This is a genomic window from Micromonospora inaquosa, assembly GCF_003857055.1.
GTDB lineage: Bacteria > Actinomycetota > Actinomycetes > Mycobacteriales > Micromonosporaceae > Micromonospora > Micromonospora inaquosa.
In genome coordinates this window covers 1-14,387 of the sequence record NZ_QGSZ01000357.1, presented here as the reverse complement: position 1 = coordinate 14,387, position 14,387 = coordinate 1, and the positions used below count along the sequence as shown (strand labels likewise).

Genomic DNA, 14,387 nt, shown 5'->3' with positions numbered 1-14,387 from the left:
CCCTCAGTCACCCACTGGCGACGGACACACGGTGCGCACCTCTGCAAGATCAGCTGTACCTAGCTCTGCACTCCAACGAGTACCCCGACAGGTCTCGTCATCGTCTTCGTCCTCGGCGTCGTCGTCGCGGTCGTCGATCACCTCGTCGTCAGGGCGGCGGCCAGCGGGTTCTCCAGCGGGTGTGCTTCCGGATGCGCCTGGGCCGAGGTCGTCAGCGGCTATGGCTGTCACGACGACCTCCGGGGTATCTTCGCCTCCGGAATCGATGCCGGTGGCGTCGGTAGCGGGTATCGCGTGGCCGCTGACGCGCTGCGCCAGCTCGGTAGGCGCCGGTGCGGCCTCGGGGTTGTGGTCGATGAGTCTGGTCGCCTCGTGGGCTGGTGCGGTCTGGGGGCTGGCCCAGGCGTTGAGGTGCGCGACCGCCTCGGGGGTGGTGGCGTCGATCATGCCGTAGATGGTGGCCATGTACATCTGAATGGCTTCGCGCTCGCTGGTCGCCTCGGGGATGTCGGCCAGGCCGATGTGCTCGGCGGCCTGCATCGCGCGCCGGATTACCTTGGTGTGGGCGCGGCGTAGCCGCCACGCGGAGGTCTTCTTCTTGTTCTGCAACAGGTACAGGTGGAGGCGGGCTCGTCCGAGGCGGGCACGCCGGCGTACGCGGTCGACTTCGGTCACGTCACGGCCTTGAGCCTCGGCCAGGCGGAGCCAGACGAGGACGCGCTCCAGGGTGAGGGTCAGGTGGATGCGCCGGGTGCTGGTGCCGGTGCGGGCGTTGCGTTCGGCGGCGAGCGCCCGCTCCCACATCCACGCGGCGACCAGCGGCGCGGCCAGCCGTAGGCAGACCTCACGGAAGCTGTCGGCGTCCGTGGCCGACAGGGACGCGGTGAGAGCGGCGAAGACCCACACGGCGACGCCGTCCACGCCGGTGCTGGCGTTGGCCGGGTCGCGCAGCAGCCGTGCGCGGGCCAGCAGAGCCGATGCGAAGAGGGCGACTTCGATGAACCAGAAGAACGCGTACCGCAACGGTGAATCGCCGAGGATGTCGGTGAAGAACTTCCACATACCCGAGGCGCTGACGGCGGTGGCCAGACCCGCCGCGACGATCGTCAGCAGGTTCGCGACGAGCAGGGTGGCGCGGTGGGCGCTCATCTTGCGCGTGCGGTTGGCGGTCAGCAGCATCATGCCGACCAGGGCCAGCAGCGCCAGGCCGGTCACGACCGTCTCGTTGTCGCGGTAGTACGCGGTGAGGTCGCCAGAGCTCACGACCGATCCCTTTCCCCGTGGTTCATTGCGTTGTGCGGCTACGGCCAGACGGCGACGGTGTAGGCGGCGGCGATCAGGAACGGGCCGAGCGGCAGCGAGGTTTCCGGCGCCAGGCGGCCGAGGCAGCGCAGGGTGATCGCGGTGAGCGCGGCCGTGCCGAGGCCGAGCAGGACGCCCGCGTAGACGGCGGTCCAGCTGTGCCAGCCGAGCGCGGCGGCCAGTGGCACGGCCAGGGTGACATCGCCCCACCCGAGCTGCCCGCGCGAGACGGCGGCCAGCACGGCGAAGAACGCGGCCAGGACGAGTCCGGCGGCCACGGCCCGCACCCATGCGCCTGCCGGGCCGCCGAGGGCGAGCAGGCCGAGGAACCCGGCCGTGGCGGCGGCGGTGATCCGGTGCGGCAGCCGCATCACGGCCGCGTCCACGAACGCGAGCACGATCATCGCGGCGGTCCATACCGCGTACCCGGCGAGGGCGAAGCCGCCGAGCCCGGAGACCGCCAGCCCGGCCGCCCCGGCGAGCGTGGCGGCTTCTACCGCGTAGGGCGGTGCGCCGACCCGCACGCCGCATCCGGCACAGCGGCCGGAGGTTCCGATGGCGTGGGGCCACAGCGGTTTCCCGCACGGGCACGCGGTTCGCCACGGCTGGTCGTCGGGCACGGCGTGCACGGCGATGGTGTGGCGCAGCAGCGGGACGACGGCCAGCGCGGGCAGCGCCGTGCCTACGCCGATGCGGCGGGCAGCGGTCGTGGCGGTCATCTCTGCTCCAGGCTGGTGCGCAGCTTCGCCGCCAGGGTCCGGGTGTCGTCCTGCGGCTCGGCATCCAGATCCGCGAGCGCCTTGGTGAGGGCACGCAGCAGAGTCCGGATGCCGTCGGCGTCACCGAGCCCGTGGCGGGCGTGCATCGCCCGCACGTACAGGGCCTCGTTGTAGCGGTCCAGCCCGATCGCCTTGTCGAGCAGGTCAGATGCCTCCTGCGCGTGGTGGTCGGCGAGCAGGTCGTCGGCCAGCAGCAGGTGGGCTTCGGTACCCCAGCGGCGCACCGTCTCACGGTGCGGGGCCAGCCACTCGTAGTCCTCGCCCTCCGCGAGGGGCGCGATGTAGAGGCCGCAGGCCGCGGTCAGCAACTCGCGGCGAGCCGGGCCGGAGGCGATGGCGGCTTTGCGCATCAGGTCGCGCAGCGTCCACACGTCCACATCCACGGTCGCCGGGTCGAGCTTGTACCCTCCGCCGCCTTTGACGACGTAGGCGTTGTGCGCGTCGGGGACCGCGGCCCGGCCGAGCACGTGCCGGAGGTTGCTCGCGTTGGTGTGCACGCGCTGGGCGGCCTGGCTGATGCGGGCGTCGAGTTCGATGTTGTCACCGATGGTCCTGGTCTCCACGCCGTCTGGATGCACGGCCAGGAACACCGCCAGTTCCTTGGCTTTGGCGCGCAGCGCACGGCCGTCGTGGACGATGCCGTCGATACGCGGCGGGCCGATGACCCGCAGCTTCGCCTTCACCGGCCCGGTCGTCGCGACCGGCGCGGCCGGATCGTCGGCAGGCGGATGCGGCTGCTCCTCGCCGGAGCGCTGCGGCTCGTCGTCGGCGGCAACGGTGGTGCGGCTGGCGTGCAGGGGCACGACGGTCAGCGGCACGGCCGGGGACACGATCGCCGGGGGTTCGCCGGTCTGCGCCTCGCGCAGAGTGGTCAGGATCTGGATTGCGGCGGCCGGATCGAGGACGGGCAGCCGGGCCGGGATCGGGTCGGTGGACTGCCCCGCGACGAGCTTGGTGTGTCCATCCGGGGCGACTTCGATGGTGGCGCCGTGCGCCCACTCGCCCAGCAGCAGCCCGGTCACCTGGAGGCCGCCGCCCAGAGCGAGGGCGACCTTCGCCCGCATCCGGGCGCCGGCGGGCGGGGTCTCGGTGATGAGCATGACCGGGGGCAGCGCCTCCTCGTCCGGGACGTGCTGGCGCAGCTCGTCCAGGTCGGTCAGGGCGTGTTCGTCGAGGATGCGGCTGCGGTGCAGCAGCCACCCCTCGATGACGGTGAGGGCCTCATCGATGCTGTCGGCCACGTGCAGGCGCGGCCACGCGCCGAGCGTCACGACGTCCGGGCCGAGCAGGGTGGCCAGGGTTGCGGCGTCGATGATGACCTCGCCGCGTGTGTCGGGGTCGTGGGGACCGCCAGAGGCGAGCACGGCGACCAGCGCGGCCCGTGCGGCGGCGGGCGCGCCGTCGCCGGTGATACCGGTCCCGCCCGGTGGTAGCGGCGCGAGGTCCGGCACGAGCGGAGGCTGTTGGGTTTCGGTGTCCTCGGGCACGGCCAGTTCCGGGCGGCGGGCGACCGCGCGGCGTACCCGCACGACCGGCTCGGGCAGCATGGTCGGCGGGTCGTCGTCGGGCTGGCCGGTGAAACGCCTGCGGCGCTGCAGCCACACCAGGACCACGGCGGCGCTGATCGCCAGGGCGAGCCCCCAGGGCAGCCAGCTCGACGGGGACAGCTGGACCCCGTGCCCATCGGCCGAGTCCGGGCTTTCGGCGTCCCTGGCGGCCGGCGACCCCGAAGCCGAGGAACTCGAAGACGCTGACGGCGACCCGGACGCCGACGGGCTCGGCGAAGGCGACACGGGCACGGTGGAAGGCACACCCGGGGGCACGGCGACCGGGCTGTCCACGCCGGGGCTGGCCGTGATACCCGGACTCGCCGTGATGCTGGGGCTGGGGGTGACGGCCGGGCTGCTCGGCGACGTCGACGGGGTCGGCGTGGTGACGACCGGCGGCGGGGTTTGAGGGACAGGTGGCTTGACCGGCGTGGCTCCGTGCGGGGGCCGGGCGTCGACGGGCAGCCGAAGGTCCCAGCCGGGGTAGATCAGGTTGCAGTCGCGCAGCGTCCCGCCGGCCTTCGGGAAGTGGCGGTGCCGGTTCATGTCGCAGATCTCCGGCCACCTGTTCGCGTCGCCGAGCCACGCCTTGGCGACCTTGGAGAGGTAGTCGCCGCGTTTGACGGCGTAGACGTAGCGCTCGTTGCCGACGTGCACGATCGTCGGGCCTTCGGCGGCCTGGGTGAGCGCCGGAGCGGCTTGCGCGGTCGCGGTGATCGGGGTCGCGGGGAGGGCGCGGACTTGCTGCGGGGTGGCGGTGGCGGCGGTCGCGGTCAGGACGCTGCCGAGCAGCATGGAGCTGATCAGCAGCGATGCGGCGGTACGCATGGGGTTGCGGTGGCGGCGCGGGTGCAGGTCTTTGACCCCGCGGCCGATGTCGCGCAGCTCAGCGAGCACCGCTTGGGCGAACAGCGCCCAGACGAGCCAGATCGCGACGGCGAGCAGGTTCAGCACCATGCGGTCGGTGACCCCGTCGGTGAGGAATCCGGTCAGCGCCTCGCGGTCGGGCACGGCGTGCGGCAGCGGCCAGCCGATCGCCATGGTCAGGAAGGCCGGGATTCCGCCCAGCGCGGCAACGAGGGCAGTGCCTGCGCTGGCGCGCACCAGCCAGCGGCCCAGCCAGGACAGCATTACGAACCTCCTAGGGGATGACCGCTTCGGCGGTCGCGGTGGCGTGGAGGGGGATGCTGTCGATCCCCGCGAGGTTGAGCAGCTGTGTGCGCTGCGCGGTGGTGACCTCGACGGTGACGGTCGTCGCCGTGACGGTCACCGTGCCGCGAAGCCCCGCACGAGCGATCCAGCCAGTAGCGGCGGCGCGGGCCTTGACCAGGTCCAGACGCGCGACTCCGGTGCGGCGCAGCGTGGGCACGTCGAGCTCGCGGGCTCCGGCGCGGGCGGCGGCTTGGGCCGTCGACCGGGCGCTGACCTTGGTGGACACGGCGAGCCCGGCGTCCAGGACGAGCCCAGCCAGAAGCAGCGCGGTGGCGGCCCAGACCACGGTGAACGCGGTGACCGTGCCCCGATCGCGGCGCAGAAGACGGCGGAAGGTGTAGCGGCGGTTGGCTCTCATGTCCCAGCTCGATAAGTGTCGATCGGCTCGGTGGCCGAGGCGTGCGCGGTCTTGGTGGTGCCCACACCGGGCAGGCCGAGGTCGTCCAGGCGCATCACGCAGGCCACGTTCACCGTGACCGCGCCGCCCCGGCGGAACTGGCCGGTATCGGTGGTGGCGGTGCAGCGGAACTGGCTGCCCGAGGCCATGGCGTTGGCGGCGCTGGTGGCGGCGGTGCGGGCGGCGGCGGAGGTCGGCGCGTCAGCGGCGGCTCGAGCCGCCGCTGCGGCCACGGCCCGCGCGTCGATCGAGACGGAGGCGGCTCGGGCGGCCACGATGATGAACATGGCCAGCACGATCAGGAACGGCACGACGAGGACCGCCATCTCGGTGGTGACCGAGCCGCGGTCGCCGGCCGCGCGAAGGCGGCGGAGGCCGCCTGCGCGAGGCAGGCGGCCGTCACCGTTGAAGCTCAACAAGAGGCACCTCCTTCGGCCCGCGCCATGCGGGCGGATGCGTTGCGCCGTAGCGCAATGGCTATGTGCCGGGCACTCGCTCCACGGGTGCGGTGACGGTGACCCGGATCGGGAACGTCAGGCCGGGGATGACCGACGACGCGCGGCCGGTGATCGTGACCGTGGCGGCGGTGGCGCTGCGGCTGGCGGTCACGGCGGTACCGGTCAGCGAGCCGCCGGACAGGTCGCGTAGCAGCGCCTCGGTGTCGGCTTTCCCGGCGGCGGCGCTGCTTTCGTAGGCCCGCGCGGACTGCACGCCCTCGTTGGCGGCAGCCTGCGCCATATGGCGGGCGTGCGCCCACAACGCGAACTGGACGCCCGCCATGATCAGCAACAGGAGCAGCGGGGTGGCCAGCACCAGCTCGACGCTGGCCGCCCCTCCGTCCCTGCGACGACGCCGCCGCAGGCCGGTCACAGGTTGATGCCCCGCACCTTCGCCATCACCTTCGGCCCGAGGATCGCCAGCGCCGCTAGGGCGAGCGCGACCAGGAACGCCGTCACGGCGATGGCCTCGGTGGAGTAGCCGCCGTCCGGGGTGCGCCGCCGGGCCCGGTCGCGCAGCTCCATGCCGACGACCGTGGCGTACGCATACAGCTGGTGGATCATTCTTTTCCTCCCGTGAGTTGGTGCCGGAGCGGCCTTTCCGTTCCGGCGCAGGGGTTCTAGAGAGCGCCCAAAATCGACGCGAATGCCGGGTACATGAGGAAGATCATGAATCCGCCCAGGAGTAGGACCAGGGGCAGGACCATGCGTTCGGTGGCCGACGCGGCGGCGGCCTCGGCCTCGGCGAGCTGGTGGGTCATCAGCGCCGCCGACCGGGCCGACAGGGTGGCCTTGATCCGCGCGCCTTCGCTGCCTGCCATCGACAGCGCCGCCGACAGCTCGGCCAGCGCGGTCATGCCCGCGGTCTCACCGAGTTCACCGAGGGTCTGCCACGGCGGCCGGCGCCGCAGATGTGCCGCTTCCACCGCTTGGCGCAAAGCGGCCTGAGCCCAGCCTTCGGCGTCGTCGGTCGCGTCGCGCAGCGCCTGCTCGACCCCGGCGCCGCCTGCGAGGGAGATGACGACCAGGTCCAACATGCCCGACACCGCGTTGCGCAGCTCGGCGCGGCGCTTGACGGCCTCCGACGCCAGAGCGAGGTCGGGCACGAACGCTCCGAGCCCGGCCAGGATCAGCGACGCCCACACTGGCAGCTGCCAGCCGATCGGCGTACCGCCGAGAGTGACCACGGCGGCGAACGCGGGCGGGATGAGGAACCCGAGCAAGGCCATGGACGCCTGTTCGGCCAGGTGCCGCGACGGGTCACGGCCGCAGATGCCGAGGTCGGCGCGCACGCTGGCCCGGGGCAGGCCGAGGCGGGCCAGCAGCGGAACGAAGGGTTGGCCGACACCGGCCAGCCGCCCGCCCGGCTGCACTGCGATGGCCGGGCGCGTAGGCGCGGTCATCATCGACGTGGGCGGGTGCAGCGCGGCGAACGCCTGCGCCAGGGTGAGGCGGGACGGGAACGCGTACGCGGCCAGCAGCGCCAGCCCCAGGCCGGTCGCCAGGCCGAGGATGATCGCGGTCGTCATCGGGTGCCTCCCTCGGTGACGCCGACCTTCGCCAGGCGGGCGATGCCGAGGAACCCGGCGGCGAAGACGACGCCCACGACGATGAGGACCAGCTGCCCGGTGACGCTGGAGTATGGGGCGAGGAAGGCCGGGTTGAGCACGATCAGGCCGACCGCCATCGCGATCGTGAAACCGGTGATCACCCTGGCGTTCGTGCGGATTTTCGCGTGGCCCGGTGCGATCTTCAGCCGCAGCGTGGCACGGGCACGGGCACGGCTGGCCAGCTCCGACAGCAGCTCGGCCAGCTGCCGCGACTGGCGGGTCGACGCCTGTGTCAGCGCCCGCACCACCAGACGCCCGGTCGGGTCGTCCAGGCGCGTACGCAGCTCGCCCAGCGCGACAGGAAGGCGCTGGCCGAGCCGCACCGCGGCGGCCAGCTCGGCGATCTCGTCGCGGATGGCGGCCGGCGCGTACGGAGCGGTCACGAGGATGGCCTGCTCCAGACCGGCGGCGGCGGACAGGTTGTCGCGCAACATCTCCGCCCACATCGCAATCGCCTCCGTCCGCGCCAGAGCGCGAGCGGCGTGCCTGTCCGTGCCGAGGGCGATCGGCAGCGCGTACGCCCCGATCCCGGCCAGGACCGCCCCTACCGGCCAGCCGGTGAGCAGCCCCGCGAGCGCGGCGACGACGAGCGCGACGGCCACGCGGATGAGCTGCTCGCGGGTCACCCGCACGCCAGCAGTGCGTGGCCGGTCGGTGGCGGCGCGACGGCGCAGCCCGGCGAGCATGGCGATCAACCCGAGGCCGAAACCCGCGCCGAGCAGTGCGGACAGTGCGGTCACCGCTACCACCCGACCCGGTCGATCACAGCCGGGTCGAGCCCGGCTGCTTCGAGGCGTTCGATCGTGTCGGCCCGCAACGGGGTGTTGGGCACCGCCCGCTGCCCGGGGCCGGGCCGCCACACCTCGTTAGAGATCACGTCCCTGCCGTCGAATCCGACGACTTCCCGAACGCTGCTGACGACGCGGGTCTTATCCGGCGACCAGGACAGCTGAACGACCAGGTTCAGGCTCTCCGCGATCAGCATCGCCGATGCCTCGAAGCTGAGCCGTTCGGGCGCCTGGACGGCGTACATCATGAGGCGGCTGAACGCCTGCGCCGACGAGCTCGCGTGCACCGTGGCGAAGGAGCCGTCGTTGCCCTGGCTCATGGCCTTGAGCAGGTCGATCACCTCGTCGCCGCGCGCCTCGCCGACGATGACCCGGTCGGGGTCCATGCGCAGCGCGGTACGCACCAGCGCCGACATCGACACCGCCCCCACGCCCTCCAGATTCGGGCGGCGGGCCTGCAACGCCGTGACATTCGGGTGCGCCACCGGATCGTGCAGCTCCAGTTCGTAGCTGTCCTCAATGGTGATCAGCCGCTCATTGGGCTGGATCGCGCGGGCAGCGGCCCGCGCCAGGGTGGTCTTGCCGGTGTTGGTGCCGCCGGAAAAGATGATGTTGAGCTTGGCGCGCATGGCGGCCTGGATCACCCGGCACAGCGACTCATCGAGGGTGCCCTTGGCCACCAGGTCTTCCAGGTCCGCGTTGATCATCGTCGGGCGGCGGATGGACAGCGACGCGGCGCGACACCGACATCACCGCGCACAGCCGCGACCCGTCGCGGAGCCGCAGATCCAGGACCGGGTTGGTGCGGTCGAAGGTGCGCTCCTCGCCGTGGCCGGAGAAGTCGTCGCCGAACGCGGCCTCGGTGGCCAGCGTCCGGATCATCTCGATCAGCGCCTCGTCGGACTCGGCGATCGGCGGCCCGATCTCCGATTTGCCCCCGGCGTAGCGGATGAACACCTCATCGCAGCCGTTGGCGTGCACGTTTTCGATGTCGGGGTTGTCGAGCAGGTGCTGCAGCCCGCCCGCGCCGACCAGGTGGTCGATCACGGCGCGGGCGACGCGGGCCTCGACGCTGGCAGACAGCGGCGCCCGCCCGGCCCCCAAAGCCTGCTGGGCGTGGGCGTCGAGGGCCTCGCCGGTGTACTGCTCTGCCAGGCGGCGGCGCTCGGCGGCGGCCAGCGGCCCGCCCCCGGCGTGTCCGGCCAGCGCCTGGCTGACCTGGGCGCGCAGGTCGGCGACGAGCGCCGCTTCCGTGTCGGGGGGGTTCGACGGCATGGTCATCGGGGGTCACCTCCTGCGGGGATCGTCGGTGTGGCAAGGGTTGCGGCTAGGGCGCGGGCGGTGGCGGGCAGACCTACGCGGGTCCACGCCTTCCGGGGCCTGCGGGTACCGGCGATGACCTCGGCGCTGTGGCGGTCCCACGGCATCGCGGCCACCAGCGGTAGCGGCAGCAACCCGGCCAGGTCTTCACGCGGATGGGTCAGCGGCCCGACCGTGACCAGGCCAGCTCGCCGGACCGGGATGTCGGCGAGGGAGACCCGCAGAAGGGACAGCACGTCGCCGCCGGCCACGACAAGGGCCATGTCGGCCAGCTCCAGCAGCGGCAGCGCCGGGGAACCGGGCTCCAGACGGCCGACGTCGAGGACAATCGGGCGTTCCTTTGCCCAGCGTGCGGGTTCGGTGTCTGCAAGGAGCCCGATCGCGGCGCTGGCCTGCGGGCGACCGGCGGCAGCGAGCACCACGTCGACGCCGAACGGCAGCCGCGTGGCGTGCTCGGTGAGATCGGCCTGCCCGGTGCGGCACGCGTTGGCCAGCGACGCCAGCCCCGGGGCATCCGGTAGACGGTGCCGGCCGCCGAGGTCACCACCCGCCGGGTCGGCCTCGATCAGGCAGGCGGGCTCGGGCCAGACGGCCGCGAGCGCGGCGGCGACGGTGGTTGCGCCGCCGGACTTCAGAGAGGTGACAGCGACCAACATGTCAGCTGCCCACCACGACCAGGGACACCGCCGAGCCTGAACCAGCGACCTTGGTCGCATCGTCACGGCCCAGAAGCAGCGACACCACGGTGGTGTCCGCGCCGTCAGCGCCCGGCACGACCTCGACCTGAACCGCCCCGGATCTTGTAGAGACTCCACAGAACCCGGGGCGGTTCACTCGGCGTGATCACACAGCGAGCCGTAGACAACCTCACGATCCCCCGACCGGTCATCGCCGCCAACCCCTCCTTGACCACGACACAGTTCGTCCACGTCCCAGTGTGGTGGTGGGTGCAGCCCGGCTGGTGGCAGACCCAGAGCGCACGCGCTTCGGCCGGTGGGCTGACCATTGAGGCCAAGGCGGAACCGCGAAAGATCACCTGGTACGCGGGAGACGGCTCGTCCGTCGTGTGCAACGGACCGGGCACACCGTGGACGACCTCGGTCAACCCCCTGTCGGCCTCGCCGACCTGCGGGCACACCTACACGAAGACCTCCGCCGACAGTCCCGGCGGCACGTTCACCCTCCGGGCCGTCGCCACCTGGGACGTGTCGTGGAGCGGCGGCGGCTTCTCCGGTACCGAACCCGCGATCACCACCGCCACGACGGTCAACGTCACCGTCACCGAACAACGAGCCGTGGTAGTTCGCTAACCGGAGCCACGCTCGCCCCAGACAGGCCCCTGAGCCGAGACCCCCCGTTCTCGACTCAGGGGTCTTCACTTCTTCCGCAAACAACCTAGTTCACAGGAAGCCCGACAAGCCCGCAGAGCATGTGCTCTGCGGGCTTACTTATTGCTCGAATCCAAAGCGGCTTTATCGAGCTTCATAAGAAGCGCTCACCTCGTCATTCGAGAGGGGGTTCCCCATGGCTGATTCGCGTTCCAGCGCACCGTTGTGCGCTGCGAAAACAGGGGGAATAGCGTGGTTGACGCCACTGCCCACGAATCCAATGAAATGTACGATGGGCAGACAGTGCAACGGCCGCCAATCAATGCAATTGGCGACCGGGACGACAGCAATCCTGCCGAAGGTGGCATCTCGTTCCGCCTCGAGATAGTCGCTATTTCGGGACGCGAGGGAGAGAAGCTTCAAGCAATACAAGCTCGCGCCATCCGCGACGCCCTGCTGTGGGCCATCGAGCAGCAGGCCCGCGACGACCCTGGGGAGGGAAAATGACAGCAGTCGCAGATGAAGCCGACAACATGGACGTCGGCATCCTTGACTGGCTCATGCAGATGGCCGACCAGCACCGGCCGAACGACGACGTTCCGACGATCGTGCCCGTCGCCTTCCTCGCCCGTACCTCGACCGAGGACAGGCAAGATCCGACTCTCGCCATCCCGCGTCAGCTGGACAGCGTGAACGTCAAGCTGCCGCCCGGCTTCGTGATCGTGGCCCACTTCTACGACATCGAATCTGGCCGGGCGCTCCTGGACCTGCGCGGTCAAAGCGACGCCTACCAAGCCTTCGACATCCCGGTGCCGCGCGACGGCAGCATCGCTGACCTGCTCGCAGAGGCCCAGCGGCCCGACCGGCGATTCGTCGCGGTCGTCTGCGAATCCATTGAGCGCATAGCTCGCACGACCTACTACGGCACGAAGATCGAGCACGAACTCGAACAGGCCGGCGTCGCCCTGCTCGCTGCCGACGAGGGCATCGATCGAGACGCGGTCCGCCCGAGCGGAACCGGTGGGCCGAAGAACGCCACCTCCGTCCTGACCCGGCGGGTCAAGCAGGCCATCTCCGAGTGGTACGTCCTGCAAATGCTGGAACTCTCGTGGAAAGGCTTCATGCAGCACACCGCACAGGGCTGGAACATCGGCAAGCCGCCGTACGGATACATCGGAGAGCGCCACCCGCACCCGGTCAAGGCCAAGCGCGAAGAGGGCATCACCAAGCACCGGCTCGTGAGAGACCCCGCTTGCGGGCCTGTAGTGACGCAGATCTTCGCTTGGCGAGCGCTGGAGCGACTGTCGTACCAGCACATCGCCGACCGGCTGAACACCGACCTCGACCGATACCCGCCACCGGTACCAGTCAAGCGGGAGTCCTACAACACCGCTATCGGTGCATGGACCTCAACCGCCGTACGAGACATCCTCAACAACCCCAAGTACACCGGATACATGGTCTGGAACCGGCGCAAGCGCTCACGGCCGGATCGAGGAGTAAAAGGCCGTGTCAACCCGCCCAGCGAATGGGTATGGTCGCCGAGCGTCACCCATGAGCCTCTAACGACCCGCGCCTATTTCGACGCAGGCAGTCCGGTCGGGCGGTACCGGCAAGGTTCGCGGTCGAAGGCCAGCACAAACGCCCACCCCAAGACCAAGCGCAGCTACCGATACCGGTCCTACATCAAGTGCGACATCTGTTCACGACGCATGTTCGGAAAGACCCGCCAAAGGAAGACCCGCCCCGACGACACGTACTACGCCTGCGTCACCAAACGCGAGCATCACAAGAACGAGATGTGGTACGAAATCCACCCACCTGCTCTCACCGTGAACGAAGACATCGTTGACACCTTCGTCGCACGGTTCTTCAACGAGAGGGTGTTCGGCGCCCACCGGCTGGACTACCTGGAGGGACCGGCAGACGAGCCCATCCGGTCCGGCACGGAGGCGATGGCTGCCGCGTACGCCCGGCAGATCAACGATCTTGATGCGGCCAACAAGAACTTGATCTTGTCACTTCAACAGATGACGAGTTCGGGCGACCCCGAGATCGACGCGCAATGGCGGACCGGCATTCAGCAGCAGTTCGCCGACAACGCGAAACGGAAGCAGGTACTCGCTGCTGAACTCCAGGAGTTGGCCAAGGCCGCACAGCCGAAGGGGGCGGGAACACGCGAACTGGTGGACCAACTACCGCACGTTGATCTGAACGTGCTCGACCTGCCCGACGAGAAGCAGAGGCAGCTGTTCGACGCCTTCCAACTGGAGATCCGGTACGACCGACACCTCCAGCGGATCACACTGCGCGTCGCCGTACGCGCCGAGATGGTCGACGTCATCAGCCAGGCTGCTGCCGAAGCCACGGGCAAGGCTCCGAGGCAGCGGCAGCCCCAACACAAAACAGAGGGGGCGGACGCGTCGGCGTCCGCCCCTGCCGGTCAAATCCGTTCCCATGTTCTACGTGCCCCCGGCAGGATTCGAACCTGCGCCCCCGCCTCCGGAGGGCGGTGCTCTATCCCCTGAGCTACGGGGGCTCAGCGACTGGAGAAGACTAGCAAACCTCCCCTGCGTACGCCGAATCGGTATCGGGTGAGCCGATCGTGTCGGACCGGCCCACCCGGCGCTCAGGCCGCTATCGCCCGCCCGCAACTGGGCAGCGGGTGCAGGACGATCCGCCGAGGGAGTCGGCGGGGCCACTCGTTGCGGGGCCAGGAGCCGTCCACGATCAGGTGCACCGTGCGCTGCTCCTCGCCGCTGAGCCGCAACACGAAGTCGCGGGGGAGCGGCGGGTCCACCGTCGGCGTGGTGATCATGAAGCGCACCCGACCGCGAGACGAGACAGCGGAGATCACGTCGGCCGCCGGCATCGTGCCGCGCAGCCGGACCCGGCCGATCCAGTAGACCTCCGCGAGGTGTTCCTGGGCGGCCCGGGTGATCGCCGGGTACTCGCTGCGAACCCAGCGCTCCACCGCGCTGACGCAGAGCCCGCAGGCCCGCTCGCGCGGCTCCCGCGGACCCAACCCCCAGGCCCGCAGGTACGCCCCCACAGCGCCGGCGTCCAACGGCAGGTCGAAGCGCCGCTGGATGAGCGTGGTAAGGCTCTGCCGCGTCCACAACTCCTCGTCGAGCCCGAACTCGTCGGGGTGGACGCCCCGCAGCGTGTCGATCAACTCGAGTTCCTGTTCGCGGCTGAGCATTCCCGGCTCGCCCTGCCGCTGTCCGCGACGGACGGCTGCCACCGCCCCGTCACCACCGATGGTGTGGCGTCGGCACCAGCTGGTGACCGAACGCCGTGCGTCTCTGAGTGCAACCCCCACGTCTTGGGCAACGAGCCCGAATCGCAACTGGTCACGATATATGGGGAGAAAACTCTCTAAGCAACGTAATCGCCTGTGCCACGCAAAACACCCACAAGGGACGACTGTGGGCGTTCTGGTCACATCCGACGGTCCACCCGCCTTGATCAACTCGGGTTCCTGAAGGTCGGGGTGTCCTGGTCGGGCGGACAGCGCGGTTTCCTGAAAGCCGAGTCGATCAAGACCTAGGGCCCGCCGGGGCCGGGGCCGGGGTCGGGCCGGGCCAGGCTGCTGTCGCTTATACAC

Annotated in this window: 16 protein-coding genes, 1 tRNA gene and 1 pseudogene; 2 read left to right on the top strand and 16 right to left on the bottom strand. The window is 70.5% G+C overall.

Going from position 1 to position 14,387, the window contains the following annotated elements; all coding sequences use genetic code 11:
• Positions 1 to 3: 3 nt before the first annotated feature.
• Genes DLJ59_RS32740 through DLJ59_RS32690 form a run of 12 tightly spaced genes read right to left on the bottom strand, consistent with a single transcriptional unit; the run spans position 4 to position 10,108 of the window.
• Positions 4 to 1,263, bottom strand: a complete 1,260-nt coding sequence (locus tag DLJ59_RS32740) for a hypothetical protein (RefSeq protein WP_124777929.1) — start codon at positions 1,261 to 1,263, stop codon at positions 4 to 6.
• A 38-nt stretch (positions 1,264 to 1,301) separates the two neighbouring features.
• A complete protein-coding gene (locus DLJ59_RS32735) occupies positions 1,302 to 2,021 on the bottom strand; it encodes a prepilin peptidase (protein ID WP_124777927.1) in 720 nt (239 codons plus the stop codon).
• A complete protein-coding gene (locus DLJ59_RS32730) occupies positions 2,018 to 4,759 on the bottom strand; it encodes an AfsR/SARP family transcriptional regulator (protein WP_124777925.1) in 2,742 nt (913 codons plus the stop codon). Before DLJ59_RS32730 ends, DLJ59_RS32735 begins: the two co-directional genes overlap by 4 nt.
• A 10-nt stretch (positions 4,760 to 4,769) precedes the next feature.
• Positions 4,770 to 5,198 (bottom strand): pilus assembly protein TadG-related protein, encoded by a 429-nt coding sequence (locus tag DLJ59_RS32725; RefSeq protein WP_124777923.1) that lies wholly within the window; start codon positions 5,196 to 5,198, stop codon positions 4,770 to 4,772.
• A complete protein-coding gene (locus DLJ59_RS32720) occupies positions 5,195 to 5,656 on the bottom strand; it encodes a hypothetical protein (protein WP_124777921.1) in 462 nt (153 codons plus the stop codon). Before DLJ59_RS32720 ends, DLJ59_RS32725 begins: the two co-directional genes overlap by 4 nt.
• A 58-nt stretch (positions 5,657 to 5,714) precedes the next feature.
• Positions 5,715 to 6,107, bottom strand: coding sequence for a TadE/TadG family type IV pilus assembly protein (locus DLJ59_RS32715; protein ID WP_124777919.1), 393 nt, complete (start codon positions 6,105 to 6,107; stop codon positions 5,715 to 5,717).
• A complete protein-coding gene (locus DLJ59_RS32710) occupies positions 6,104 to 6,298 on the bottom strand; it encodes a hypothetical protein (protein WP_124777917.1) in 195 nt (64 codons plus the stop codon). The genes DLJ59_RS32715 and DLJ59_RS32710 overlap by 4 nt, the downstream gene beginning before the upstream one ends.
• Positions 6,299 to 6,354: 56 nt before the next feature.
• Complete coding sequence (locus DLJ59_RS32705) at positions 6,355 to 7,263, bottom strand: type II secretion system F family protein (protein WP_124777915.1); 909 nt, start codon at positions 7,261 to 7,263, stop codon at positions 6,355 to 6,357.
• Positions 7,260 to 8,084, bottom strand: a complete 825-nt coding sequence (locus DLJ59_RS32700) for a type II secretion system F family protein (protein ID WP_244236349.1) — start codon at positions 8,082 to 8,084, stop codon at positions 7,260 to 7,262. Before DLJ59_RS32700 ends, DLJ59_RS32705 begins: the two co-directional genes overlap by 4 nt.
• 2 nt (positions 8,085 to 8,086) lie before the next feature.
• The gene (locus DLJ59_RS38165; protein WP_341869669.1) at positions 8,087 to 8,839 is read right to left on the bottom strand and encodes a TadA family conjugal transfer-associated ATPase; all 753 of its coding nucleotides are present in this window, start codon (positions 8,837 to 8,839) and stop codon (positions 8,087 to 8,089) included.
• Positions 8,790 to 9,413 (bottom strand): hypothetical protein, encoded by a 624-nt coding sequence (locus DLJ59_RS38160; RefSeq protein WP_341869668.1) that lies wholly within the window; start codon positions 9,411 to 9,413, stop codon positions 8,790 to 8,792. Before DLJ59_RS38160 ends, DLJ59_RS38165 begins: the two co-directional genes overlap by 50 nt.
• Entirely contained in the window at positions 9,410 to 10,108 is a 699-nt protein-coding gene (locus DLJ59_RS32690; RefSeq protein ID WP_124777913.1) for a MinD/ParA family ATP-binding protein, read from the bottom strand. Before DLJ59_RS32690 ends, DLJ59_RS38160 begins: the two co-directional genes overlap by 4 nt.
• 183 nt (positions 10,109 to 10,291) lie before the next feature.
• On the opposite strand from DLJ59_RS32690, the gene DLJ59_RS32685 reads away from it, so the two are divergent.
• Complete coding sequence (locus tag DLJ59_RS32685) at positions 10,292 to 10,762, top strand: hypothetical protein (RefSeq protein WP_124777911.1); 471 nt, start codon at positions 10,292 to 10,294, stop codon at positions 10,760 to 10,762.
• 437 nt (positions 10,763 to 11,199) lie between these two features.
• On the opposite strand, the gene DLJ59_RS37745 is transcribed toward DLJ59_RS32685, so the two are convergent.
• Entirely contained in the window at positions 11,200 to 12,012 is an 813-nt protein-coding gene (locus tag DLJ59_RS37745) for a hypothetical protein (RefSeq protein ID WP_244236348.1), read from the bottom strand.
• Between DLJ59_RS37745 and DLJ59_RS37740 the strand changes: the two are divergent.
• Positions 11,902 to 12,357 (top strand): annotated as a pseudogene (locus tag DLJ59_RS37740) (recombinase family protein); the annotation flags it as partial. The gene DLJ59_RS37745 and the pseudogene DLJ59_RS37740 overlap by 111 nt on opposite strands.
• A gap of 618 nt (positions 12,358 to 12,975) precedes the next feature.
• On the opposite strand, the gene DLJ59_RS37735 reads toward DLJ59_RS37740, so the two are convergent.
• From DLJ59_RS37735 to DLJ59_RS32665, 3 genes are all read right to left on the bottom strand, one after another.
• A complete protein-coding gene (locus tag DLJ59_RS37735; RefSeq protein WP_244236347.1) occupies positions 12,976 to 13,182 on the bottom strand; it encodes a hypothetical protein in 207 nt (68 codons plus the stop codon).
• Positions 13,183 to 13,247: 65 nt separating this feature from the next.
• A tRNA-Arg gene (locus DLJ59_RS32670) sits at positions 13,248 to 13,319 on the bottom strand.
• A gap of 90 nt (positions 13,320 to 13,409) precedes the next feature.
• The gene (locus DLJ59_RS32665; RefSeq protein ID WP_124777909.1) at positions 13,410 to 14,102 is read right to left on the bottom strand and encodes a winged helix-turn-helix domain-containing protein; all 693 of its coding nucleotides are present in this window, start codon (positions 14,100 to 14,102) and stop codon (positions 13,410 to 13,412) included.
• Between the last annotated feature and the right edge of the window lie 285 nt (positions 14,103 to 14,387).